24 protein-coding genes are annotated in these 24,540 nt (G+C 58.4%); 8 read left to right on the forward strand and 16 right to left on the reverse strand.

The features are described from left to right. Positions 1 to 245: 245 nt before the first annotated feature. Positions 246 to 1,346: an iron-sulfur cluster carrier protein ApbC gene (gene apbC, locus CFB02_RS07945; RefSeq protein WP_088557580.1), complete on the reverse strand. Its 1,101-nt coding sequence runs from the start codon at positions 1,344 to 1,346 to the stop codon at positions 246 to 248. A 198-nt stretch (positions 1,347 to 1,544) separates the two neighbouring features. Here apbC and metG point away from each other — a divergent pair, with 198 nt between their 5' ends. The 8 genes from metG to nth are packed head-to-tail and all read left to right on the forward strand — an operon-like array spanning position 1,545 to position 9,788. After that, positions 1,545 to 3,575: a methionine--tRNA ligase gene (gene metG / locus CFB02_RS07950; protein ID WP_088557581.1), complete on the forward strand. Its 2,031-nt coding sequence runs from the start codon at positions 1,545 to 1,547 to the stop codon at positions 3,573 to 3,575. Positions 3,576 to 3,620: 45 nt separating this feature from the next. Beyond that, a complete protein-coding gene (rsxA, locus tag CFB02_RS07955) occupies positions 3,621 to 4,202 on the forward strand; it encodes an electron transport complex subunit RsxA (protein WP_008172856.1) in 582 nt (193 codons plus the stop codon). Between the two features lie 29 nt (positions 4,203 to 4,231). After that, entirely contained in the window at positions 4,232 to 4,810 is a 579-nt protein-coding gene (gene rsxB / locus CFB02_RS07960) for an electron transport complex subunit RsxB (RefSeq protein WP_088557582.1), read from the forward strand. Next, on the forward strand, positions 4,810 to 6,627 hold the full coding sequence (gene rsxC, locus CFB02_RS07965) for an electron transport complex subunit RsxC (protein ID WP_088557583.1): 1,818 nt from the start codon (positions 4,810 to 4,812) through the stop codon (positions 6,625 to 6,627). The genes rsxB and rsxC overlap by 1 nt, the downstream gene beginning before the upstream one ends. Positions 6,628 to 6,648: 21 nt before the next feature. After that, complete coding sequence (gene rsxD, locus CFB02_RS07970; RefSeq protein WP_088557584.1) at positions 6,649 to 7,698, forward strand: electron transport complex subunit RsxD; 1,050 nt, start codon at positions 6,649 to 6,651, stop codon at positions 7,696 to 7,698. 2 nt (positions 7,699 to 7,700) lie between these two features. After that, positions 7,701 to 8,402: an electron transport complex subunit RsxG gene (rsxG, locus tag CFB02_RS07975; RefSeq protein WP_088557585.1), complete on the forward strand. Its 702-nt coding sequence runs from the start codon at positions 7,701 to 7,703 to the stop codon at positions 8,400 to 8,402. A gap of 2 nt (positions 8,403 to 8,404) precedes the next feature. After that, complete coding sequence (locus CFB02_RS07980; RefSeq protein ID WP_088557586.1) at positions 8,405 to 9,121, forward strand: electron transport complex subunit E; 717 nt, start codon at positions 8,405 to 8,407, stop codon at positions 9,119 to 9,121. A gap of 28 nt (positions 9,122 to 9,149) precedes the next feature. Then, a complete protein-coding gene (gene nth, locus CFB02_RS07985; RefSeq protein WP_008172868.1) occupies positions 9,150 to 9,788 on the forward strand; it encodes an endonuclease III in 639 nt (212 codons plus the stop codon). Positions 9,789 to 9,848: 60 nt separating this feature from the next. On the opposite strand, the gene CFB02_RS07990 is transcribed toward nth, so the two are convergent. The 15 genes from CFB02_RS07990 to accA form a co-directional block, all read right to left on the reverse strand. Beyond that, entirely contained in the window at positions 9,849 to 10,424 is a 576-nt protein-coding gene (locus tag CFB02_RS07990; protein ID WP_088557587.1) for a chalcone isomerase family protein, read from the reverse strand. 204 nt (positions 10,425 to 10,628) lie between these two features. Next, on the reverse strand, positions 10,629 to 11,624 hold the full coding sequence (gene rpoS / locus CFB02_RS07995; protein ID WP_088557588.1) for an RNA polymerase sigma factor RpoS: 996 nt from the start codon (positions 11,622 to 11,624) through the stop codon (positions 10,629 to 10,631). A gap of 204 nt (positions 11,625 to 11,828) precedes the next feature. Then, positions 11,829 to 12,719, reverse strand: coding sequence for a peptidoglycan DD-metalloendopeptidase family protein (locus CFB02_RS08000; RefSeq protein WP_008172873.1), 891 nt, complete (start codon positions 12,717 to 12,719; stop codon positions 11,829 to 11,831). 210 nt (positions 12,720 to 12,929) lie between these two features. Beyond that, positions 12,930 to 13,919: a DUF368 domain-containing protein gene (locus CFB02_RS08005; RefSeq protein WP_088557589.1), complete on the reverse strand. Its 990-nt coding sequence runs from the start codon at positions 13,917 to 13,919 to the stop codon at positions 12,930 to 12,932. Between the two features lie 2 nt (positions 13,920 to 13,921). Beyond that, entirely contained in the window at positions 13,922 to 14,578 is a 657-nt protein-coding gene (locus tag CFB02_RS08010) for a protein-L-isoaspartate(D-aspartate) O-methyltransferase (RefSeq protein WP_088557590.1), read from the reverse strand. Further along, the gene (gene surE / locus CFB02_RS08015) at positions 14,575 to 15,345 is read right to left on the reverse strand and encodes a 5'/3'-nucleotidase SurE (RefSeq protein WP_088557591.1); all 771 of its coding nucleotides are present in this window, start codon (positions 15,343 to 15,345) and stop codon (positions 14,575 to 14,577) included. Before surE ends, CFB02_RS08010 begins: the two co-directional genes overlap by 4 nt. Positions 15,346 to 15,356: 11 nt before the next feature. After that, complete coding sequence (gene truD / locus CFB02_RS08020; protein WP_088557592.1) at positions 15,357 to 16,406, reverse strand: tRNA pseudouridine(13) synthase TruD; 1,050 nt, start codon at positions 16,404 to 16,406, stop codon at positions 15,357 to 15,359. Then, entirely contained in the window at positions 16,403 to 16,882 is a 480-nt protein-coding gene (gene ispF / locus CFB02_RS08025) for a 2-C-methyl-D-erythritol 2,4-cyclodiphosphate synthase (protein WP_088557593.1), read from the reverse strand. Before ispF ends, truD begins: the two co-directional genes overlap by 4 nt. Before the next feature lie 26 nt (positions 16,883 to 16,908). Further along, the gene (gene ispD, locus CFB02_RS08030) at positions 16,909 to 17,610 is read right to left on the reverse strand and encodes a 2-C-methyl-D-erythritol 4-phosphate cytidylyltransferase (RefSeq protein WP_088557594.1); all 702 of its coding nucleotides are present in this window, start codon (positions 17,608 to 17,610) and stop codon (positions 16,909 to 16,911) included. A gap of 6 nt (positions 17,611 to 17,616) precedes the next feature. Further along, positions 17,617 to 17,889, reverse strand: coding sequence for a septum formation initiator family protein (locus CFB02_RS08035; protein WP_008172887.1), 273 nt, complete (start codon positions 17,887 to 17,889; stop codon positions 17,617 to 17,619). A gap of 205 nt (positions 17,890 to 18,094) precedes the next feature. Next, positions 18,095 to 19,390 (reverse strand): phosphopyruvate hydratase, encoded by a 1,296-nt coding sequence (eno, locus tag CFB02_RS08040; RefSeq protein WP_088557595.1) that lies wholly within the window; start codon positions 19,388 to 19,390, stop codon positions 18,095 to 18,097. Positions 19,391 to 19,570: 180 nt separating this feature from the next. Then, a complete protein-coding gene (kdsA, locus tag CFB02_RS08045) occupies positions 19,571 to 20,416 on the reverse strand; it encodes a 3-deoxy-8-phosphooctulonate synthase (protein WP_014576711.1) in 846 nt (281 codons plus the stop codon). Between the two features lie 2 nt (positions 20,417 to 20,418). Beyond that, positions 20,419 to 22,047, reverse strand: a complete 1,629-nt coding sequence (locus tag CFB02_RS08050; RefSeq protein ID WP_008172892.1) for a CTP synthase — start codon at positions 22,045 to 22,047, stop codon at positions 20,419 to 20,421. Positions 22,048 to 22,134: 87 nt separating this feature from the next. Then, the gene (tilS, locus tag CFB02_RS08055) at positions 22,135 to 23,484 is read right to left on the reverse strand and encodes a tRNA lysidine(34) synthetase TilS (RefSeq protein WP_088557596.1); all 1,350 of its coding nucleotides are present in this window, start codon (positions 23,482 to 23,484) and stop codon (positions 22,135 to 22,137) included. Next, complete coding sequence (accA, locus tag CFB02_RS08060; RefSeq protein ID WP_008172897.1) at positions 23,468 to 24,421, reverse strand: acetyl-CoA carboxylase carboxyl transferase subunit alpha; 954 nt, start codon at positions 24,419 to 24,421, stop codon at positions 23,468 to 23,470. Before accA ends, tilS begins: the two co-directional genes overlap by 17 nt. Positions 24,422 to 24,540 lie beyond the last annotated feature (119 nt).

The following is a 24,540-nucleotide window of genomic DNA, read 5'->3' on the forward strand; positions in this document are numbered from 1 at the left end:
AGCAGCTTACTTATTTGCTTGAGCTTGGGGGCTGCGGTCACAGGAAAAGCCGTCCAAAAACCGCTACGAGCACATCCATGTGCGCTTGACTGTGGCCATCCTTGGCCACAGACATTTTTGGACGGCTTTTCCTGCGCCCGCGAATCGACATTCGGGTAGACCATCCATGGCCTTCGACATTTTTGGAAGACGGTCCCTATGCCCGCGAACTAGCGCTGGCGAAGATCGCGGCGAGGTCGGGCGAATCAGTGCTCTGTCACGGAAACACTTGAGATTGAACCGGAGAGGTTTCGATCACGGGTCGAGAGCTCGGCCCCTACTCTTCTCGCTATATCGCGGTAACGGCGGGCCACTTCGGAGTCCGGTTCGGCGATTACCGAGGGGGTGCCGCCGTCGGTCTGTTCGCGGATGGTCATGTGCAGGGGCAGTTGGCCCAGGAGTGTTGTGTCGTATTCATGGGCGATGCGTTCACCGCCGCCGTGGCCGAAGAGGGGTTCTTCGTGGCCGCAATTGCTGCAGATGTGGACGCTCATGTTTTCGACCACGCCAAGCACCGGGATGTCGACTTTGCGGAACATTTCGATGCCTTTCTTGCCGTCCAGCAGGGCGATGTCCTGGGGTGTGGTGACGATGACGGCGCCGGTGACCGGGACTTTCTGGGCCAGGGTGAGCTGGATGTCGCCGGTGCCGGGGGGCATGTCGACGATGAGGTAGTCGAGCTCGTTCCAGAGGGTCTGCTGGAGCAGTTGCATTACGGCGCCGCTGACCATGGGGCCGCGCCAGACCATGGGGGTTTTCTCGGTAACGACAAAAGCCATGGAATTGGCCTGGAGGCCGTGGGCGTCCATGGGCACGAAGTATTTGTTTTCGCGGGTGTCCGGGCGCTTGCCTTCGGGCACGCCGAGCATCATGCCGATGCTGGGGCCGTAGATGTCGGCGTCGAGGATGCCAACCCGTGCACCTTCGGCCTGAAGTGCCAGGGCGAGGTTGACGGCGGTGGTGGATTTGCCCACGCCTCCCTTGCCGGAGGCGACGGCGATGATGTTTTTCACGCCGGGGACGGAGGGCAGGTCTTTCTGGACTTTGTAGGAGTGGATTTTCTGGCCCACGTGGACGTCTACCTTCTCGACACCGTCGACGTCTTCCAGAGCATTACCGACAAGCTGCTTGAGGGCACCTGCAATGCCTTTCGAGGGGTATGGCAGCTCGACCATGAGGGTGACGTTTCCGCGCTCGTCGGCGTTCAGGGATTTTACGGCACCCAGTTGGTAGAGGTCCTTGTTGAGGTAAGGATCACGGTACTCGCGAACCGCTGATTGCAGGGCCTGCTCAGAAATCTGTGTCATCGGGTTCTCCGGAATAAGCTCATGCTCGATTTTAAGCACGGAAACAGGTGATTCGGGTGAAAAATATCTGCTCGGAAGGTATCATCTGTGCCCGTTTCTGACCATATGGGGTCTTTACCTGGGGCAATCAATCAAGACAGCCACCAGTTCCCCGTTTTGTCTTTCCAACCCGTGTCAACATAAGGTTCGGACATCACCATGACGCAAGCGAGCAAGCAACAGCGCGATATTCTGGTTACCAGCGCCCTGCCGTACGCCAACGGCCCTATCCATCTGGGGCACCTGCTGGAATACATTCAGACCGACATCTGGGTGCGTTATCAGAAGATGCGTGGCCAGAATTGTTACTACGTTTGCGCCGATGATGCCCATGGCACTGCCATCATGCTTCGTGCCGAGCGCGAAGGCATTACCTCCGAGCAGCTGATCGACCGGATCCGCGAGGAGCATCAGGAGGACTTCGCCGGGTTCCACATCCGGTTCGACAACTATTACACCACCCATTCCGAAGAGAACCGTTATTTCTCGGAATATATTTACCGTCAGCTTCAGGAAAAGGGGCACATTGCCACACGCAAGATTACCCAGTCCTATGACCCTGAAAAGAACATGTTCCTGGCGGACCGGTTCATCAAGGGCACCTGCCCCAAGTGCAAGACCGAGGACCAGTACGGGGATAACTGCGAGGCCTGTGGCGCAACCTACACGCCGGCCGAGCTGATTAATCCGCGCTCGGCGGTTTCCGGCGCCACACCGATCGAGAAAGAGTCCGAGCACTATTTCTTCAAGCTGCCGGATTTCCAGGACTTCCTCGCCAAGTGGACCCGCAGCGGCACGCTGCAACCCCAGGTGGCCAACAAGCTGGCTGAATGGCTGGACGCAGGCCTTCAGGAGTGGGACATCAGCCGTGATGCGCCGTACTTCGGCTTCGAGATTCCGGACGCGCCCGGCAAATACTTCTACGTGTGGCTGGATGCGCCGATCGGCTACCTTGCCAGCTTCAAGAATCTCTGCAACCGGGAAGGCATCGATTTCGAACACTTCTGGAAGGCCGATTCCACCGCTGAGGTCTACCACTTCATCGGCAAGGACATTATCAATTTCCACGCGCTGTTCTGGCCGTCCATGCTGCACGATGCGGGGTTCCGCACACCAACCGCAGTCTGGGCCCACGGCTTTGTCACCGTTAACGGAAAGAAAATGTCCAAGTCCCGCGGCACGTTCATCATGGCGCGCACTTACCTGGATCACCTGAATCCCGAATACCTGCGCTACTACTTCGCCGCCAAGCTGACCGGCAGCGTTGATGACATGGACCTGAACCTGGAAGACTTCGCTGCCCGGGTGAACTCGGATCTGGTGGGCAAGGTGGTAAACATTGCCAGCCGCAGTGCCGGTTTCATTACCAAGCGCTTCGACGGCCAGCTTGGCCAGGTCACCGAGCACGCCAAGCTGAAGGAATTCATCGAAGCCGGCAAGGAAATCGAGGAATACTACGAGTCCCGCGAATTCGGCCGCGCGATGCGACGGATCATGGAACTGGCAGACATTGCCAACCAGTACGTCAATGATGAGCAGCCTTGGGTGATCGCCAAGCAGGAAGGCCAGGACGAGAATCTCCAGGCCATCTGCACCAACGCCATCAACATGTTCCATCTTCTGATGACCTATCTGGCACCGGTGCTGCCGGAGACCGCCAAGGCCTCCGAGGCTTTCCTGAATGCACCGCTGGACTGGAACAATCGGAGCGAACGCCTGGAGAACCATGGCATCAACAAGTTCAAGCCGTTGATGAACCGCGTGGATATGGCCCAGATCGAGAAAATGCTGGATTCCTCCAAGGAGGAGTTGCCCGCAGCGACCGGAAAACCGGCACCCGCTGCCAATCTTGAACCCATCGCCGATGAAATAGAATTTGGCGATTTCGCGAAAGTGGATCTTCGGGTCGTTAAAATTGTCAAAGCAGAGCATGTGGAAGGCGCCGACAAGCTTCTTCGCCTCACTCTTGACGTAGGGCATGGCGAGCGAAACGTGTTTGCTGGTATCAAGTCAGCCTATAAGCCGGAAGATCTCGAAGGACGTCTGACTGTCATGGTTGCCAACCTCAAGCCGCGGAAGATGAAGTTCGGCATGTCCGAGGGTATGGTTCTGGCGGCCGGGCCGGGAGGCAAGGACATCTTTATCCTGTCTCCGGATTCAGGCGCCACGCCCGGCATGCGGATTATGTAAGGGCGACCGGGCTGAGCGCTGACAGGTGCCAATGGAGCAAGGTAAATGACCGAATATCTGCTGATTCTGGTCAGCACCATTCTGGTGAACAATTTTGTACTGGTTCAGTTCCTGGGCCTGTGCCCCTTTATGGGCGTATCCGGAAAACTGGAAACGGCCATGGGGATGTCCCTTGCCACCACGTTCGTGCTGACCCTGGCTTCTGTGTGCAGCTACCTTGCCTATACCTACCTGCTCGAGCCGCTGGACCTCGCATTCCTCAGAACCATCACCTTTATCCTGGTGATTGCCGTGGTGGTTCAGTTCACCGAGATGGTGGTGCGCAAAACCAGTCCGTTGCTTTACCGGGTATTGGGCATCTTCCTTCCGTTGATCACCACGAATTGCGCGGTGCTGGGCGTCGCCCTGCTTAACATCAACAAGAACAACAACTTCGTTGAGTCGGTTTTATACGGATTCGGTGCAGCAGCGGGCTTTTCGATGGTTCTGGTGCTGTTCGCTGCCATGCGTGAGCGCATTGCCGTGGCCGACGTGCCGGTTGCCTTTCGCGGTGCCGCCATCGGCCTGGTTACGGCCGGGCTGATGGCTCTGGCTTTCCTGGGCTTTGGCGGCCTGGTCAGCGTTTGACCGGCCGGCGGGATTAGGAGTAACAGGTTATGTGGACAAGCGTTCTTGTTGCCGTTGTGGTGCTTCTGGCCCTTGCCGTTGTTTTCGGCGGCCTGCTCGGATTTGCGGCCGAACGGTTCAGGGTGGAGGGCAACCCCCTGGTCGACCAGATTGACGCCCTTCTGCCCCAGACCCAGTGCGGGCAGTGTGGCTACCCCGGTTGCCGGCCCTACGCCGAATCCATCGCTGAGGGCGGCCCCATCAACAAGTGCCCGCCCGGTGGCGAGTCCACCATCAAGGCACTGGCCGACCTCCTGGATGTGGAGCCGGAACCTCTGGATGCTGAGCATGGCGTTGAGCAGGTCAAGCGCGTTGCGGTTATTCGCGAAGACGAGTGCATTGGCTGCACCAAGTGCATCCAGGCCTGCCCCGTGGACGCCATTCTTGGCGCCGCCAAGCACATGCACACGGTCATTGAGAGCGAATGCACCGGCTGCGATCTGTGTGTTGATCCCTGCCCGGTGGACTGCATCGACATGGTGACGGTGGAACCGGATATTCGTACCTGGACCTGGACACCGCCCAAATCCGGACTCATTGCCACCGATCGCCAGGGAGCCAGTGCCTGATGACTCAACTCTGGGACTTCTCCGGCGGTATCCATCCTCCGGAACACAAAGACATCTCGACCGCGCGTCCGATTCGCAATGCGGGCATGCCTGCCCAGTTGGTTCTGCCACTTCAGCAGCACATCGGCGATCCGGCGGAGGCCATTGTTGAGGTCGGCGAGCGGGTCTTGAAGGGCCAGAAAATTGCCGACGTTAAAACCGGCATGGGCGTTCCCGTTCATGCACCGACATCCGGGGTGATCGAGAGCATCGCCGACTTCCCTGTCCCCCATCCCTCAGGTATGGCGGACCGGTGCATCACCCTGAAACCGGACGGCGAGGACCAATGGTGCCAGCGCAGCCCAGTGGCGGATTATCGTTCTTTGGAGCGCGACGAGGTTCTGCAAATTATCCGTGATGCCGGTATCTCCGGTATGGGTGGAGCCGGCTTTCCCACCAATATCAAACTCCGGCCACCAAGGGATCGCAAGGTCAGCACGCTCATTCTGAACGGTGCGGAATGCGAGCCCTATATCACCGCTGATGACATGACCATGCGGGAAAAGGCCGACGAGGTGGTTGCCGGGCTGAAAATCATGGCGTGGATTCTGCGCCCCGAGCGTTGCGTGATCGGTATTGAGGACAACAAACCCGAAGCCATTGCCGCGCTGCGAAAAGCCACCGAAGGCACCCAGACCGAAATTGCGGTTGTTCCCACCAAATACCCCTCAGGTGGCGAGAAACAGCTGATCCAGATACTGACCGGCATGGAAGTACCCAGCGGCGGAATTCCCGCCGATATCGGCGTGATGTGCCAGAACATCGGAACCGCCGTTGCCGTGGCAAATGCGGTCTTGGAGGGTACGCCGCTGATTTCCCGAATCGTTACCATCACGGGGGAAGCCGTTCGGGAACCGGGTAACTTCGAAACGCTTATTGGCACACCAATTGAGCATCTGCTGGAGCAGGCCGGCGTCAACCAGAACGCGGTCAGCCGGCTGGTGCTTGGCGGACCCATGATGGGCTACACACTGACAACAGAAGCAGTACCGGTGATCAAAACCACCAACTGTGTGATCGCCGCAACGGCCGCTGAATTGCCGGCACCGCCGCCGGAGCAGCCCTGCATTCGCTGCGGGCAGTGTGCCGAAGCATGCCCCATGGAGCTTTTGCCACAACAGCTGTTCTGGCACGCCAAAGCCACCGAATTTGAAAAGGCGGAGCACCTGAACCTGTTTGACTGTATTGAATGCGGAGCCTGCTCCTACGTTTGTCCGAGTTCAATTCCACTGGTTCAGTACTATCGATTCGCCAAGGGCGAGATCCGAGCACAACAGGCGGAACAGCTGAAGTCAGACAGGGCTCGTGAGCGCTTCGAAGCCCGCCAGGCGCGCCTTGAGCGGGAGCAGCAGGAGAAAGAGCTGAGGCGTAAAGAGCGCGCGAAGGCCGCTGCAGAAGCAGCGGCCAAGAAGCAGGCCGAAGCCGAAAAAGGCGAGGCCGTTGACGAGCGTGCCGCCAAATCGGCGCTGGTTGAGCAGGCCCTGGCCCGCAAGAAAGCAAAGGCCGAGGCATCCCGGCCGCCTGCTTCCAGTACACCGCCAGCAGAGGATAAACCGGATATCGAGGCCCTGGAAAAACAGCTGAGCCAGGCTCAATCGAAACTGGAAACCATGCAAGGAATGCTCGACGAAGCCAAAGCCCAGCAGGCGGACAACGTCGAGAAGCTGGAGCGGGCCGTGGCCAAGAATCACGATCGGGTACAACGGGCTGAAGAGGCATTGTCTGAGGCCAGAGAGAAGCTGGCCGCCGGTCCGACTGAATCCCAGCCAACCCATTAACCGAGATCAGGCACCACACCCATGGCATTTGTTCAGCAGTCATCGCCCCACGCACACAGGGCCCGGCCAACATCCCGCGTGATGTTGTGGGTACTTATTGCGGCCTTGCCTGGTCTGCTGGCCCAGACGTTGTTTTTTGGCTGGGGCAACCTGATCAACGTGGTCTTCTGTATTGCCCTGGCGATCGCCTCTGAAGCCGCCCTGCTCAAGCTCAGAAAGAAACCAGTCGCATTCTTCATCAAAGACAATACTGCCGCCGTCACCGGCCTTCTGTTAGGTCTGTCGCTGCCACAGTTTGCGCCCTGGTGGGTATCTGCCGTCGCAGTGATCTCGGCTATCGTTGTGGCCAAACAACTCTATGGCGGGCTGGGCTCAAATCCGTTCAACCCCGCCATGGTGGGCTACGCCCTGGTTCTGGTCTCATTTCCGGTTGCCATGACAACCAACTGGGCGGAACCTGCCATGCTCTGGGACGGTGCACCAGGGTTTGGTGAGACCCTGGCGACCATTGCCTCCGGCCAGCAAACAGCGGTCGATGGCTGGACCATGGCAACCCCGCTTGATGAGTACAAACACAAGATCACTACCCATACTGCGGCCGAGGTTCTCAACCACCCAACCTTTGGTGAGGGTATCGCCAAAGGTTGGGAATGGGTCAATGCGGCTTTCCTGGCCGGAGGCCTGCTGCTCGTAGGTCTGCGCATTATCAGTTGGCATATTCCTGCCGGCTTTCTCGGCGGTCTGATCGTAATGAGCCTGGCCTTTGGCAGCAATGCCGACCTCTACACGCCGCTTTCGTTGCATCTGCTGGCAGGCGGAACCATGCTTGGCGCTTTCTTCATCGCCACCGATCCGGTTTCGGCCGCTACCAGCCATCAGGGCAAACTGATCTACGGAGCCGGAATTGGCATCCTGATCTACCTGATCCGCACCTGGGGCAATTATCCGGATGCCGTCGCCTTCAGCGTTCTGCTGATGAATTTTGCAGTACCGTTCATTGATCATTACACACCTCCGCGTACGTATGGGCATCACAAAGCCCGCCGGGGTGTACCGGGGAGTCAGGGATAATCATGGCTGCAGTTGTACAATCCATCCGTCGCAGCGCCATCGGGCTCGGCCTGTTCGCCGTGATCACCGGGGGCACCATTGCCGTGACTCAGGTGGCCACCGAAGAGCGAATTCATGAGCAGGCAGCCCGTGCAGAGGCCCAGGCCCTGTACGAGATTATTCCGGAAAGCCGGCACAACAACGACCTGCTAAGGGACACCGTGCAGTTACCCGCCAGTGAACGGCTCGCGCAACCTGGCCCTCTGACAGTCTGGGTGGCGCGACAGGACGAGCAGCCCATTGGCATGATCATGCCGGTGGTAGCGCCGGACGGCTACTCGGGTAAAATTCACCTGCTGGTGGGGGTCAATATGCAGGGCACCATCCTCGGAGTGCGGGTCACCAATCATAAAGAAACACCCGGGCTGGGAGATCAGATCGAAACCCGGAAATCAGACTGGATCAAGAGCTTTGATGGCCGCTCCCTGGGAGAACCCCCACATCGGGAGTGGAACGTCAAAAAAAATGGTGGAGAATTCGATCAGTTCACAGGCGCGACCATCACGCCAAGGGCTGTAGTAAAAGCGGTTCAGAAAGCGCTGATGTATTTTCGGGAAAACCGTCAGATTATCCGGGAGCGGCTCAACGAAGAGCCGTCACCGAGAGACAAGATTCTGAACCCTGAAGCGATTGCCGGCGAATCGTCCAATACGGAGCATTCCTGATCATGGCAACCAAATCATCGAGCGAAATCATCCGCGACGGGCTCTGGGACAACAACCCGGCCCTCGTCCAGGTGCTTGGGCTCTGCCCGCTTCTGGCCGTGACCAGTACCGTCGTTAATGCCATTGGGCTGGGGCTGGCTACACTCATGGTGCTCATGGGGTCCAATCTTGCGGTGTCACTGATTCGCAATTTCGTAAGCGAGTCCGTGCGCCTGCCCGCATTCGTCATGATCATCGCTTCATTCGTAACCTGCGCGGAATTGCTCATGCAGGCCTTTACCTATGAGCTCTATCTGATTCTCGGCATCTTCATTCCACTGATTGTCACCAACTGCGCCATCCTTGGCCGGGCTGACGCTTTTGCTTCCAGAAATCCACCACTCCCGGCACTGCTGGATGGCGCCATGATGGGCCTGGGCTTTCTGGCGGTGCTGGTGGTTCTGGGCGGCCTTCGGGAACTTATCGGACAGGGCACCCTGTTTGTGGACATGCACCTGCTGCTGGGCCCCGTTGCTGCCGATTGGGTGATCAGCCCCTTCGACAACTACCCGGATATGCTGTTCATGATTCTTCCTCCCGGCGCCTTTATCGGGCTCGGACTGCTGATCGCGCTCAAAAATGGTATCGACAACCATCTGGAAGAGCGCCGCAAGGCACATGAACCAGCGCCTGTAGCAGCAGGCAGCAAGCGGGTCCGGGTTACCGGGAACGTATCCTGAGTCCTCACTTGCAAAAGACCGAGAGCTGATGAACAAACAGAAACGCATTGAGATCTTCACCCGCCTCAGGGAGGCCAACCCCAATCCGACCACCGAGCTGAACTATTCCAGCCCGTTCGAGTTGCTGATTGCCGTTATTCTCTCGGCCCAGGCCACGGATGTGGGTGTCAACAAGGCTACCGACAAGCTGTTCCCGGTCGCCAACACGCCTGAGGCCATCCTGGCCCTGGGAGTGGATGGCCTGAAGGAGTACATCAAGACCATTGGCCTGTTTAACAGCAAGGCCGAGAACGTGATCAAGACCTGTCGAATCCTGATTGAGAAACACGGCGGCCAGGTGCCGGAGCGGAGGGAGGATCTGGAGGCGTTGCCCGGAGTCGGTCGCAAAACCGCAAACGTGGTCTTGAACACCGCCTTCGGCCACATGGCCATGGCGGTGGACACTCACATCTATCGCGTGTCGAACCGCACCGGCATTGCGCCCGGCAAGAACGTTCTGGAGGTGGAGAATCGGTTGATGCGCCTGGTGCCAAAAGAGTTCCTGCTGGACGCGCACCACTGGCTGATTCTGCACGGGCGCTATACCTGTACCGCCCGAAAACCGAAATGCGGCGCCTGTATCATTGAGGACCTGTGCGAGTTCAAGCAGAAACGGGATTATCTCTGAATCCGGGGCGGAAAAAAGCCGGCATCTTGCCGGCTTTTTGTTTCAGATGCCAAGCCGCGGTTAGCGCTGACCCAGCATTTTCTCCTTCAGATCCTTCTGAGCCGGCTTATCGGAAAGCCAGATTCCGAACAGGGCCTTTTTAAAGGCCAGATCGCCAACCGTGTCCTTCTGCTCGCTGTTCTTGAGGACCCGCACGCCTTCGCCCGGCAGATAAACCAGATCGAAAACGTCACCCTCGGTGATTTCTTCCTGGAAGACCGCCATAAACTGGTCCACATCCTCCTGGATAGATGCCATATCGCCGTCGGTGGAGGCCTCGAAACCTTCCAGAGTGGCCTCTGTCATGCGTTCGCTGGTAATCATGCCGGAGATGATGTGCAGAGTGATGGCCTGGGGCTCATCTGCGTTAATCACGGCCTCACCATCGTCGATGGTCTCGGGAACGTACAGACCGCCGACATACAGGTCCATGAACCATTTGGAACGGGTACCTGCGCCATTAAGCGTGAGTTCGGTATCCATGGCGGAATAGGTATCCGGAACATCAACACCTTCCACGGTGAGGGCGGCGGCTGGAGCAGACAGCAGGGCCGTCAGCGTCAGAGACGCAAAACCGGTTGTAAGAGCCTTCTTCATAGTCCTTTCCTTTTCGATCGTTATTGTTGACGTGTTTCATTCGTGCACCGGGTTTCGACACCCTTATCCCCGCCCGGTCACGGCATTCTATCAACGGCGCTGGCGGGCGGGACGCGCCCTGGTTCTCATTTGGGACGATCCTGAAACACGAAAAAGCCGGCCAGTATTCCCTGGCCGGCTTTGGATCGAAAGAAAAGAAAGACGTTACTTGAACAGCAGGTTTCCGGACAGGCCTTCCTTCTCCAGGATCTCACGAAGACGACGAAGCGCCTCGACCTGGATCTGTCTTACTCGCTCACGGGTCAGGCCAATCTCCTGGCCGACTTCCTCCAGCGTGCTTACCGGGTAGCCCCGCAGACCAAAACGGCGTGACAGAACTTCTTGCTGCTTGTCGCTTAGCTGGTCAATCCACTTCTCCAGGCAGGAACACATATTGTTGTCCTGCAGGAGATCCGCCGGATCCGAAGCCCCTTCATCCGCTACGGTATCCAGAAGCGACTTTTCGCCACCGGCACCAATGGGCGTGTCCATGGAAGCGACGCGCTCATTGAGCCCCAACATCCGCTTAACGTCGGCCACGGGCTTATCGACCATTCTGGCGATTTCCTCCGCCGAGGGCTCATGATCCAGTTTCTGGGTCAGTTCCCGCGCTGCACGGAGATACAGGTTGAGTTCCTTGACCACATGAATCGGCAGACGGATGGTGCGGGTCTGGTTCATGATGGCCCGCTCTATGGTCTGGCGAATCCACCAGGTGGCGTAGGTGGAGAATCTGAAACCCCGCTCCGGATCAAACTTTTCCACCGCCCTGATCAGGCCAAGGTTGCCCTCTTCGATCAGGTCCAACAGGGTCAGCCCCCGGTTCACGTAACGTCGTGCGATCTTCACCACAAGGCGAAGGTTGCTCTCGATCATCCGTTTACGGCCGGACTCCTCTCCCTTGCGTGCCAGACGGGCAAAATAGACCTCTTCTTCCGGCGTAAGCAGGGGGGAAAAACCAATTTCGTTGAGGTACAGCTGAGTGGCATCCAGCTGCTTTTGACTGGTGAAATATCGTCCCTTGGTGGGGATGCCCTCTTCTACTTCTGCCACTTCTTCGGTTGGCTCTTTTTCAACTTTCTCTTCTGCTAACAATTGATCCTCGGCATCGTCCATGTCCGATACACGATCAATGATGATGTCTTCTTGCTCTGCTGACATTTGTCTTGCCCCGCCTCTCAATAATCCTGGATGTTCGCCCGATACTTCTTGTTGTTGCGGACGTCTTTGTCTTCACGCTTTTTCTTCAGGACATTTTGTTGGTCGGCCTGTCATGGCCTTTACCGTTCTTGTTTTTCTTGCGAACGCGGTGTTTTGTCAGTGCCAGGGTGTGCGATCAGGGCAGCCTGCTGACTGCGTCGTTCATTAGCGCGGCGGCAGATAATGGACTGGGTCAACCGGATTGCCATTTTTGCGAATCTCAAAATGCAACATGGGTCGTTCAGCGCCACTGCTACCGAGCTCTGCGATCACCTGCCCGGCTTTCACATCCTCCCCTTCCTGCACCAGAATCTTCCGGTTATGAGCGTAAGCACTTAAATAGTGCTCGTTGTGATTCACGATAATCAGGTTGCCGTATCCAAGCAACCCGTTGCCGGCATAGACCACATTCCCGGTGGCCGCAGCTCTTACAGCATCCCCGGCTTGCCCGGCAATATCAATACCTTTATTGACTTTTCCGGATGTTGAATATCCAGCAATTACAGTGCCAACGTGAGGCCAGCGCCATTCAATTCGGGCCACGGTCTGGGTCTGGGAAGCGAGTGGTGCGCCCTTGTTCGCTGCTCTCGTCACCGCAGGTTTGGGTGCCGTGGCGGCTGTCTGTTTCGGAGGCGAAGCACGACTTGCCGTTCTCGGCGGTTGCGATCCAGACGGCTTTTTGGCAGCTGTAGTCTGACTGCCCGAGGTTACACTTCCGCGAAGATCCAGACGAATCACCTGACCCGCCTTGAGATTCCAGGGCGGACCAATGCCATTGGCGTCGCCAAGCTCGCGGTAGTCCCGACCATACCGCCAGGCTATGCTGTAGAGGGTTTCGCCAGGTTTGACAACATGACGGCCCCAATAGACCGGGGGATTGTAAATGTCGTCCTGGTAGAGAGCCGGCGTGTTACAGCCGGAGAGTAGTAGCAGGGCCATGAGGGGCAGGAGTGCCAGGCGGCTGGCCAGCACCTTTTTCGCGGGGCGATCAGGCTCTGAGGCACCGGACGGGAACCGCGGGGACGCCGGTGAAACGGCATTGATGAGCCCACGCATAAATCTCACAGGAATAAAACTGACCCAGTTATGAAAAATCCGTATAACCGCTGTCGCTTGTCGAAGCAGTTTCTAAAGTTTTTATAGTAACTTGCTAATATATTGCACATTTTTCTCGGGAAGCCAAGTTACTGACCGACCTCCCTTGTTACCTCCAGAAACACCCGTTTTGTGCGTTAGGTAACACTCTTCGCACACAGTCGCCTCGAATTACCTCGATGGTGCGACCTCTCCATGCCGGGAACCGAGCCACTCCACCAGCAGAACGAGGGCAAAACCGGCCGCCGCCATGAGCAGGGCAAATAGCACCTGGGGATCCTGGCCGGCCTGCTCTGCAAACGTCGAGGGCCAGATACTCGTCTCATTCAGGGGAACTTGGTCACCGGAGCTGTTGGTACGCCAACTGAGAGTCTCCTTCCAGGGCCAGACCTTGTTGAGCGCTCCGATCATGAAGCCGGTGAGCAAGGCGAGCACGAGATCATGAAAATGGTGGAACGCCCAGGTGATCAGGCGGGCGATGGATAAAAGACCCACCACGCAACCTGCCATAAACAGAAGCAGAATGCCCGCGTCCAACGATTTGATCGCGGCGAGCACGGGCGCATACATACCAATAATCACCAGGATAAAGCTGCCCGAGATGCCAGGAAGAATCATGGCGCAGATGGCCAGGGCGCCGGCCCCGAAAAACGCCAGAGTGGAAGGCGCAAATTCGCTGGCAGACAGGGTGGTTATCCACCACGCGATAACAATGCCGAATAACAGCGGAACCAGCAGTGCGGGCTTGTAGTGTCGCACCTGACGCCCGACATGCCAGACCGAAGCGACGATCAACCCGAAGAAAAAGCTCCAGATCAGGATTGGATAGGCCACCAGCAGATAGCTGATACCAGATGCCAGGGTAACAATACTGGTCAGAACGCCCGCCAGCAAGGCGACCAGAAAAGTTCCGTCACAGGCTTTCCAGAACCGACTGAACCGGCCTCGAAACAGGTCATGGAAGACTGCGCCGGGAACCGCGTTGATCGCTTCCAGGAGGCGGAAATAGATACCGGTAATGAATGCAATGGTGCCACCGGAAACCCCTGGAACGATATCAGCGGCGCCCATGGCGATTCCTCGCAGAAACACGGCTGCGGGGTGGTGGCTGCGTACAATATCGTTGCCGTGGCTTGGTTTACTTGCTGAAGAGTCGACCATGATTATCGGACAACCCCGCCCAGAAGCGGCACAAACCGGACCGGCTCCAGCTCCTTGTGATCAAAGCGATCTCCCCGCCGGGTTACCTGCACCAGCACCTGATTCTCCTCACCTACCGGGGCGATCAATACGCCACCGTCTGCCAGTTGGGCGAGCAATTCGCCAGGAACTTCAATGGGCGCTGCCGTCACGATAATGCCGTCGAAAGGGCCACGTTCAGGCCAGCCCATGCCACCATCAGCATGTTTCAGGAACACGTTTCTGGCGTTCAGTTGTCGCAACCGGTCCCGGGCCCTGTCCTGAAGCGCCTTGATCCGCTCGACGCTGAAGATTTCGGCGAACAGGCGGGAGAGCACCGAGGTCTGGTAACCGGACCCGGTGCCAAGCTCCAGGACCCGTGAGGGCCCGTGGGCAAGCATTAATTCAGTCATGCGGGCCACTATGTAGGGCTGTGACAAGGTTTGGCCGTAGCCAATCGGTAGCGATGTATCTTCGTAGGCCCTATGGGAAAGCGCCTCATCCAGGAAAATGTGCCGTGGCACCTCTCCCATAATCTCAAGTACCCGGTCCGACTCGATGCCGGCTTCCCTGAGGCGCTGAACCAGTCGCATTCGGGTGCGTCGGGAGGTCATCCCGATGCCTTCGAGCTGCGCTGTCATCCCCGCCCCTCCAGCGAAACCTCCAGAGTATCGACCCAATCCCGGAGCCGTGAGAGCGCCTCATGACGGGTCATGTCGATGTGAACCGGGGTAACCGAAACATAACCTTCGCGGACAGCGTTGAAATCGGTGCCGGGACCGGCGTCACCGCCGACACCTGCCGCCCCGATCCAGTAACGCTCTTTGCCGCGGGGACAGGTCATCGGGACGGCACCCTCTGCCCGTTCCCGGTGGCCCAGGCGCGTTACCCGAATGCCAGCCAGCTCCTCCCAGGGAACATCCGGGACATTCACGTTGAGAATGGAGCGTGGCCCCAGCACCAGGGGACGCTCGTTCTCGAGCAGTATCCGGACAACCCGGGCGGCGGTCTCGTAGTGAAAGTGGCCATCGTTGACGAGGGAGACGGCAATGGCAGGGAGTCCGAGGTGGCGACCCTCGGTTGCCGCAGCAACGGTTCCGGAGTAGATGATGTCGTCGCCAAGGTTGGCGTGGGTGTTGATACCCGACACCACCCGGTCGAACGGCTCACGGAACAATCCGTTTACCGCCAGGTGGACGCAGTCAGTCGGTGTTCCATCGACCGAACGGAAGCCGTTGGGATGTTCCTCAACCGTCAGGGGGCGATTGAGCGTCAAGGCGTTACTGGCGCCGCTGTGATCCCGGTCAGGCGCCACGACCTCAAGCTCACCCAGTCCTTTTAAGCCATCATGCAGGGCTATGAGCCCCGGTGAATGAACGCCGTCATCATTCGACAACAGAATACGCACAGTGTTCTCCGCTAGCCTTGTTGTTCGTTGTGTCGGCCGAGGCTCATGTCCTCAAGCTCGAAAATATCACTCAAAATCGTTGTCGCGTACTGGCCGGGCGAAAGAAAAAACGCCAGCTCCAGACAGTCTTCAGCGACCCACTGCCAGGAGAGGCTCTCCGGTTTTACCACCAATGGCCTTCGCTCCGGTTTCATCCGGGTGACCGAAAACAGGGCGGCCAACTCCGGGGTTTGCGCGACAATGCCCCGCTCGAAGGTTTCCAGGGGACCGCAAGCGGTGGTGCCGCCGTCACCCCACAGTGGACCTGTCGCTCCTGCCTCGGCCCAGCTGCCATCATCTACCCGAACTGCCAGCACCTCATTGAACAGCCAGGAGCGCGCTGCCGAAAAATACAATACGTTTTTCGAGCCGTCGCTGCCAGCTCGCTTTTTGCCACCCCGGCCTTTTCCGCCAGACCGGCCACGTCGGTTCAGGGTAGCGGGATCGAGATGCACCGCACGGTCAAGGTTAGCGCCATCATTGCCAAACCGTTGGGGGCCAAAGTAGTTTGGAGCCCCAATATCGCCCAGACGCTCCAGCGCTCGGTCAATAACCCGGTGCTCACCGGCAACGGCCCTCAGGGTAATCGTGAAGCCATTCCCCCTGTGCTCCCCACGCCGCAATTTCCGCGCCTGCCGCGAAGCCGCCAGAACCGGCCAGCATGCGCCAATCTCCCGGATCAGAGCGGTGTCCTGATCCTCGTTTCCGGGACGGTACAGACTGAACCACTGGCGGGTCACAGCATGCCTATCCTTGAGCCCACAGAAACCGACATCAAAGTGACGACACCCGGCGATCCTGGCCAATTCGCGGGCAACATACTCTGTGTTATCGCCCACTTTCTCCAGTTTCAAACAAAGATGTTCGCCACGACCTGCGATTACATCTCCCTCGACGGCCGGGCTGCTCTCCGGCAGCTCCAGCAATTCGTCGACAATGAAATCGCCCGGGGCGGTTTTCAGGCGGCCAGAGGCAATACGACCGCCGCCGGAGGTTGGCCAGTCAAGGCGCCAGTTGCTCAAGATTCCACCGGTTCAAGCAGGCAGATCGCCTGGCAGGCAATGCCTTCCCCGCGCCCCGTAAAACCCAGCTTTTCCGTGGTGGTGGCTTTCACGCTGACACGACTGGCCGGCACGCCCAGATCTTCGGCAATGTTCAAACGGATGGCATCAATATGGGGTGCCATCTTGGGAGCCTCGGCAATGATTGTGGTATCTACGTTAACGACGGAGAAGCCCTCGTCCCGGATCCGGTTCACAACCCGACGCAAAAGGTCCCTGCTGTCGGCCCCTGCCCACTCGTCACTAGTGTCCGGGAAGAAATGCCCGATGTCGCCAAGCGCGGCAGCGCCCAGCAATGCATCTGCCAACGCATGCAGCAGGACATCACCATCAGAATGGGCCTTGAGCCCGTGGGAATGCGGAATGCTTACGCCGCCAATAATCACAGAGTCGCCTTCGCAGAAGGCGTGGACATCGAAGCCCTGACCAATACGCATAATGTGCTCCGGAACACTCCGAAAGTTCAGAATTGGCTCAGAATGAAGCCTGCCAGTGCCAGATCTGCGGGCACGGTGATCTTGATATTGTCCGGCCGCCCTTCAACCAGCACCGGCATGTTACCGGAAAACTCCACCGCGGAGGACTCATCGGTCACCGGAAGGTCCCGGGCAAGAGCTGCCTCCAGAGAATCAACAAGAACACGGTAGCGAAACATCTGGGGCGTCAGAGCCCGCCACAACCCCGTGCGGTCAACGGTCTCAATCACTTCCGAAAGCTCAGCAGTACCGGCTTTCTTTAAAGTGTCGGCAACCGGCGAGGCAAGCAGCCCCCCGACAGGATGGCTGTAGAGCCGGTCAATCAGATTGGAAAGATCCCGGGTATGAAGGCAGGGCCTCGCCGCATCGTGCACCAGAACCCAGTCGTCATCTTTCACCTGTTCCGCCATAGCGTGCAGCGCCGACAACACCGAACCAGCTCTTTCGGAACCGCCGGTACAGGTCTGGATTCGGCTATCGCCGCTGGCTTCGGTATCCGGCCACCAATGGTCGGCCGGGTGCAATGGCACCATGCAGCCGGAAAAAGGCGCGGAATCCATAAGTCGGGAAAGGGTGACGTCGAGAATGAAACGCTCGCCAATCCGAAGGTACTGTTTCGGTTGCTCAGCCTGCATACGCTGGCCGATGCCGGCGGCAGGAACAATCAGCCAGAGTCTCGGAGCAGGCATAGACAATCAGTTTTCAACAACCAGGAAAAAGGTCTCGTCGTCTCTTATCAGGCCGAGGTTCATTCTGGCCCGTTCTTCAACGGCGCCCTGCTCGTTACGCAGATTCCTGACTTCGGCATAGAGACGTTCATTGCGGGTAGCCAGTTCGGCATTTTCTTCACGTTGCTCGGCAATAGACTGCTCCAGAGCCCATACCTGCGCAAAGCTGCCCTCCCCGACCCACAGGCGCACCTGCAGCAGGAGAATCACAACCACCATTAAGGTCCAGAGCAACTTCATTGCCGATTCCGTTCAAAATTCAATCAATCAAAATACCAACGCCGGACGTTGAGTATAGACCTTAGAGTAGATTAGCAACAAATTCTTCTAACTGCCTGTACAAAAAGGCCATCATGTCCGGAATTTCGCCCAGAACACGATGGCCTTAACAGTTTTTCGCCAATTACCGGCCAGACACTCTGCCAGAACCGGTGGGATCAGTCGATCAGCCCTGCCCTTTGATTTCGCTCAGGCCGCGGTAAGGCGCCTTACCGTCCAGCGCTTCTTCGATGCGCAGCAGCTGGTTGTACTTGGCAACACGATCCGAACGGCACAGGGAGCCGGTCTTGATCTGGCCGGCGCAGGTCGCCACCGCCAGATCGGCAATGGTGGTGTCCTCGGTTTCACCGGAACGATGTGAAATCACGGCAGTGAAACCGGCATCCTGGGCCATCTTGATGGCATCGAGGGTTTCGCTCAGGCTGCCGATCTGGTTGAACTTGATCAGGATGGAGTTACCAACGCCCTTCTCAATACCCTGCTTCAGGATTTTGGTGTTGGTCACAAACAGGTCGTCACCAACCAGTTGAACCTTTGTGCCCAGCTTGTCGGTCAGCACCTTCCAGCCATCCCAGTCGCTCTCGTCCATGCCGTCTTCAATGGAGACAATCGGGTATCGCTCACACAGGCCCGCCAGGTAATCGGCAAAGCCCTCGGAATCGAAGCTCTTGCCTTCACCAGACAGCTGGTACTGGCCATCCTTGTAGAATTCGGAAGACGCACAGTCCAGGGCGAGGGTCACATCGGTACCGAGCTTGTAACCGGCCTTCTCGACCGCTTCCTGGATAACCGCCAGCGCGGCTTCGTTGGAGGGCAAGTTGGGAGCAAAACCACCCTCATCACCAACCGCTGTGTTCAGGCCCTGGGCCTTAAGCACTTTTTTCAGGCTGTGAAAAATCTCCGCGCCGACACGCAGGGCTTCAGAGAAGCTCTTGGCGGAAACCGGCTGAACCATGAACTCCTGGATATCCACGTTGTTATCCGCGTGCTCGCCACCGTTCAGGATGTTCATCATCGGCACCGGCATGGAGAACTTGCCAGAGGTACCGTTGATGTCTGCAATGTGCGCATACAGCGGCTTGCCCAGGGAGATAGCTGCAGCCTTGGCCGCCGCCAGGGAAACTGCCAGAATGGCGTTGGCGCCCAGGTTGGCCTTGTTCTCGGTACCGTCGAGGTCCAGCATGATCTGATCCAGAGCACGCTGATCAGCTGCATCTTTGCCTACCAATGCATCACGGATCTTGCTGTTCACGGCTTCTACTGCCTTCAGAACACCCTTGCCAAGGTAACGGGATGCATCACCATCGCGCAGCTCAAGCGCTTCGCGGGAACCGGTGGAAGCGCCAGACGGTGCGCAGGCGGTACCAATGGTGCCGTCTTCCAGGATAACGTCGGCTTCTACCGTTGGGTTACCACGGGAATCCAGAACCTCACGGCCTTTGATGTTGGCAATCTTGGTCATTCTTCTCTGTCTCCAAGTTCATGTTCAAATTCGGGAGCCAGAGCGAACGGGAACGGCCCTGCGAAAACCGCTACGAGCACATCCATGTGCGCTTGTTTCGGGCCATCCATGGCCCTCTACATTTTCGCAGGGCCGTTCCCGCTCGCTCCCATAGTCCGCGTAAAACGCCAACACCGCCAATCAGGCGGTGTCGATAGGTTTAAAGCTTTTTACCAGATCATCCACAGCTTTCACCCGCTGCAGGAAGGGCTCAAGCTGGCTGAGCCGCAAAGCGCAGGGGCCATCGCACTTGGCTTTGTCCGGGTCCGGATGGGCCTCAAGGAACAAACCTGCCAACCCCTGGGACATACCCGCCAGCGCCAGGTCAGTCACCTGGGCACGTCGGCCACCGGCCGAATCCGCGCGTCCGCCGGGCATTTGCAGGGAGTGGGTCACATCGAACATCACCGGTACGTTCATGGCTTTCATGATGCCAAAGCCCAGCATGTCGACAACCAGGTTGTTGTAGCCGAAGCTGCTACCCCGCTCACACAGGATCACCTTGTCATTGCCGGCTTCCTCGCACTTGGTGATGATGTGCTTCATTTCCTGGGGAGCAAGGAACTGGGCCTTCTTGATGTTGATCACCGCACCGGTTTTCGCCATGGCGACCACCAGGTCCGTCTGGCGGCTCAGGAAAGCGGGCAGTTGGATGATGTCGCATACCTGCGCTGCGGGAGCGGCCTGGGCCGGCTCGTGGACGTCCGAAATAATGGGAACACCAAACTTGCTTTTGATGTCCGCCAGAATCTGCAACCCTTTCTCAAGGCCTGGACCACGAAACGAATTCACCGACGAACGGTTGGCCTTATCAAACGAAGCCTTGAAAACGTAGGGAATGCCGAGCTTGCCGGTAGCCTCAACGTAGGCCTCGGCAACCTCCATGGCCAGCTCCGGCGACTCGAGGACGTTCATGCCACCAAAGAGCACGAACGGTTTGTCGTTGGCGACGTCGATTCCCGAAACGTTTACAGTGCTCTGCGCCATGCTCAGGATCCTTTCTTGCAGGCCAGTGCTGCCTCAACAAAGCCTTTGAACAGCGGGTGGCCGTCCCTGGGCGTGGAGGTAAACTCCGGATGGAACTGACAGGCGACAAACCAGGGATGATCCGGCGCTTCAACCACCTCGACCAGACGACCATCGGTCGAACGACCTGAGATCTGAAGACCGGCCTCTTCCAACTTTGGCAGGAAGTGGTTGTTGACCTCGTAACGATGGCGATGACGCTCGCGAATGGTTTTCTTGCCATAGCAGTTGGCAATGGTGGAACCTTCGGTAAGCACGCAATCCTGGGCGCCGAGACGCATGGTCCCGCCAAGATCAGACTCTTCCGTACGCTCTTCGCGCTCTCCGGTGGAATCCAGCCATTCGGTGATCAGGCCCACCACCGGCTCCGGCGTGTGCTCGCGGAATTCTGTGCTGTGAGCGTCGGTCAGACCGGCCACGTTCCGCGCGTATTCAATTACAGCAACCTGCATACCCAGGCAGATGCCGAGGTAAGGCACCTTGTTCTCACGGGCATACTGAACCGTGCGGATCTTGCCTTCCACCCCGCGCTCACCGAAACCGCCCGGCACCAGAATCGCGTCGGCACTGGCCAGCGCACCGGTGCCATCACGCTCGATGTCTTCGGAATCGATGTAGTTGATATTGACCTTGGTGCGGGTCTTGATGCCGGCGTGCAGCAGGGATTCGATCAGGGACTTGTACGCGTCAAGAAGCTCCATGTACTTGCCAACCATGGCAATGGTCACTTCCTGCTCGGGATTCATCAGTGATTCAACAACGTTGTCCCACTCGCTGAGGTCCGCCGGACGTGCATCCAGGCCGAATCGTTCGATAACGAGCTGATCCAGGCCATGCTCATAGAGCATGCGAGGAATGGCGTAAATGGATTTGGCATCCTGGAGAGGAATAACGGCCCGCTCTTCGACGTTGGTGAACAGGGCAATCTTGCGTCGTGAACTGGCGTCCACCTCGTGCTCGGAGCGGCACAGCAGGATATCCGGCTGCAGACCGATAGAGCGCATTTCCTTGACCGAGTGCTGGGTGGGCTTGGTCTTGATCTCACCCGCAGTGGCAATGTACGGAACCAGGGTCAGGTGCATGAAAAGCGCACGCTGGGGACCGACTTCAACCTTCAGTTGGCGGCAGGCTTCGAGGAACGGCAGGGATTCAATATCGCCTACCGTGCCACCAATCTCGATCAGCGCTACGTCGGCGCCAGCAGCACCTTCAACGACCCGGCGCTTGATCTCGTCAGTGATGTGGGGGATTACCTGCACAGTTCCGCCCAGGTAGTCGCCACGGCGCTCCTTGCGGATTACTTCCTCGTACACCCGACCGGTGGTGAAGTTGTTGCGCTTGCTCATTGGGGAGCGGATGAAGCGCTCGTAGTGGCCCAGATCGAGGTCTGTTTCCGCGCCATCCTCGGTGACAAAAACCTCACCGTGCTGGAACGGGCTCATGGTGCCGGGGTCCACGTTGATGTACGGGTCCAGCTTGAGAATAGTGACCTTCAGGCCGCGTGCCTCGAGGATCGCAGCCAGAGAGGCTGATGCGATACCTTTCCCCAAGGAGGACACGACACCGCCGGTGACGAAAATATAACGCGTCATGCAGATTCCGTGATTGTCTGGTTCGGTGAAGGAGGGAGATTGTCATCTCAAGATGGGACGCCAGACTACCAGAAAGGCCCCATTGACTCAATCACATTCCCGCTCTACGACCAGCCGCCAACCGGCGGCATGGGCGCCTCCCGAGTATTGTTCAGAACACCATAAATCGCCAATGGCAATGAGCTCTGCTGCGTCCCCGGAACCCGCGAAAACCAGCGGCAGACGGGCCCTTTCCCAGGGTGGAACGCCGACTTCCTGCAGCCATTTCTTGAGCGAACGGGACGGCCCATCGGGACGGAAACGGAGCCGCTCGCCACCCTGCCTCGTAAATATCCGTATTGGCGGCAACGACCGTTCCGGGGTAACGACAGATTCCAACCTGAGGGACCACTCTCCCCACGCCACGCCCTCCCCCGGCTCGAGATCGACCGGAGCGTCCGGTAACGGGCCGCGGTCGGGAACCAGGCAAAGATCACCCTGGAAACGCCGCAGACTGAAACCGTCGGACCGGAACTCCGGCTCCCGATCCTCTGCGGCAAGCAGCAGGTCCCGAATGACCTGCTGCCAGTCACCAGGGGTGGGCGCATGAAACCCGCGTTCCCGCGCCCACCAACGGACCAGATTCTTCTGCTCCGCCAGAGGCAGTGTTTTCAGGCCATCAACGGGGAGACGGTCCCGGTCGCCGCCGATTGCCTGCCACTGCAAAGCGGCCAGCGTGCGGTTCAGCGCTTCGCTCTCGCCACAGGATTCCGCCGTGTGCCGCAGCCTGCGATTCAACCCCGGCCAGCGATCCCGCAAGAGCGGCAACACAGTGTGACGGAGGAAATTCCGGTCAAATCGCTGGTCGGTATTGCTGGGGTCATCAACCCATGACAGGCCAGCGACCCGGGCCCAGCGCTCGAGTTCGGCCCTCTCAAACCCGAGCAGGGGCCGGACGAGGGTCGCGGGGCCCAGACCACGACGCTCCGGCATGCCCGCCAGCCCGGCCACACCGCTGCCCCTGAGCATCCGGAACAGAACGGTTTCCGCCTGGTCATCCCCATGGTGAGCCATCAAGACCAGGTCGCCCTTCCCGACCAGCGCCTCGAGGGCGGCATAGCGGGCCTTGCGGGCAGCTTCCTCTATACCCGCACCCGAGCTACCGCCACCATCGACGGTTACCCGCTCAACCACAAGCGGCACGCCAAGTCGCTCACATTCACCGCGACAAAACGACTCGGTATCCGATGCATTGGGTTGAAGCTGATGATTGACATGGATCGCCCGGACAGCGCCGGAACGGCCATGGCAGTGGGCTGCCAGGTGCAATAACAGGGTGGAATCGAGGCCGCCGCTCAGGGCGACCCAAAGACGGGTGTGATCGGGGAGTTCTCTGACCGGGGCACACAGGGCCTCCGGCCAGTGGAATCCGGAGCCGGGCTCAGCGCCCGGTGTCATAGCGGGTCAGCCGCTCGTAGCGGCGGGATACCAGCTCATCCAGTGGCAGGCGGCTGAGCTCAGCGACGCCTTTCGCCAGAACCTCTTTGAGGGATTCCGACATTTTTTCAGGGTTGCGGTGAGCACCGCCGAGGGGCTCGGTTACCACGTTATCCGCCAGCCCCAGATCTTTGAGCCGGTCAGCCGTAACACCCATGGCCTCCGCCGCCTGGGCAGCGTATTCGGCACTTTTCCAGAGGATCGACGCACAGCCCTCTGGGGAAATCACCGCGTAGGTGGAATACTGCAGCATGTTCAGCTGGTCACAGACACCGATGGCCAACGCGCCACCGGAACCGCCCTCACCGATCACCGTGGAGATAATGGGTGTCTTGAGGCGGGACATCACGGCCAGGTTGAAGGCAATGGCCTCACTCTGCCCACGCTCTTCCGCACCAATGCCGGGATAGGCACCCGGCGTGTCGATGAACGTGAGAATGGGCATCTTGAACCGCTCGGCCATTTCCATCAGGCGCAGGGCCTTGCGATAGCCCTCAGGGCGCGGCATACCAAAGTTGCGCTTGACCTTGTCCCTCACTTCCCGGCCCTTCTGATGACCAATCACCATTACCGGCTTGTCGTCCAGCCGGGCAGTACCCCCTACGATCGCCAGGTCGTCTGCATAACGGCGATCACCGTGCAGTTCATCGAAATCCTCAAACATGGATTCGATGTAGTCCAGGGTGTAGGGCCTGCGGGGATGGCGGGCCAGCCGGGCAACGTCCCAGGGTTTGAGATCGGAGAAAATGCTCTCTGTGAGGCTGACGCTTTTTTTCTTCAGCCGGGTGATCTCGTCGGTGATATTGATGTCGGTGTCATTGCCAACCATCCGAAGCTCTTCAATCTTGGCTTCCAGGTCGGCGATTGGCTGTTCGAAATCCAGATAGTTAGGGTTCATGATGTTCCATCATTTTTTGCCAGGCGGGAAAATGCTCCGCCAAACCAGAATTTACACAAAGATAGCAGCGCCCGGTCAGTGGCTAAAGCGGACATTGGTATGAGTCCGCTATCTGACAA

The organism is Marinobacter sp. es.042 (assembly GCF_900188315.1).
Lineage (GTDB): Bacteria > Pseudomonadota > Gammaproteobacteria > Pseudomonadales > Oleiphilaceae > Marinobacter.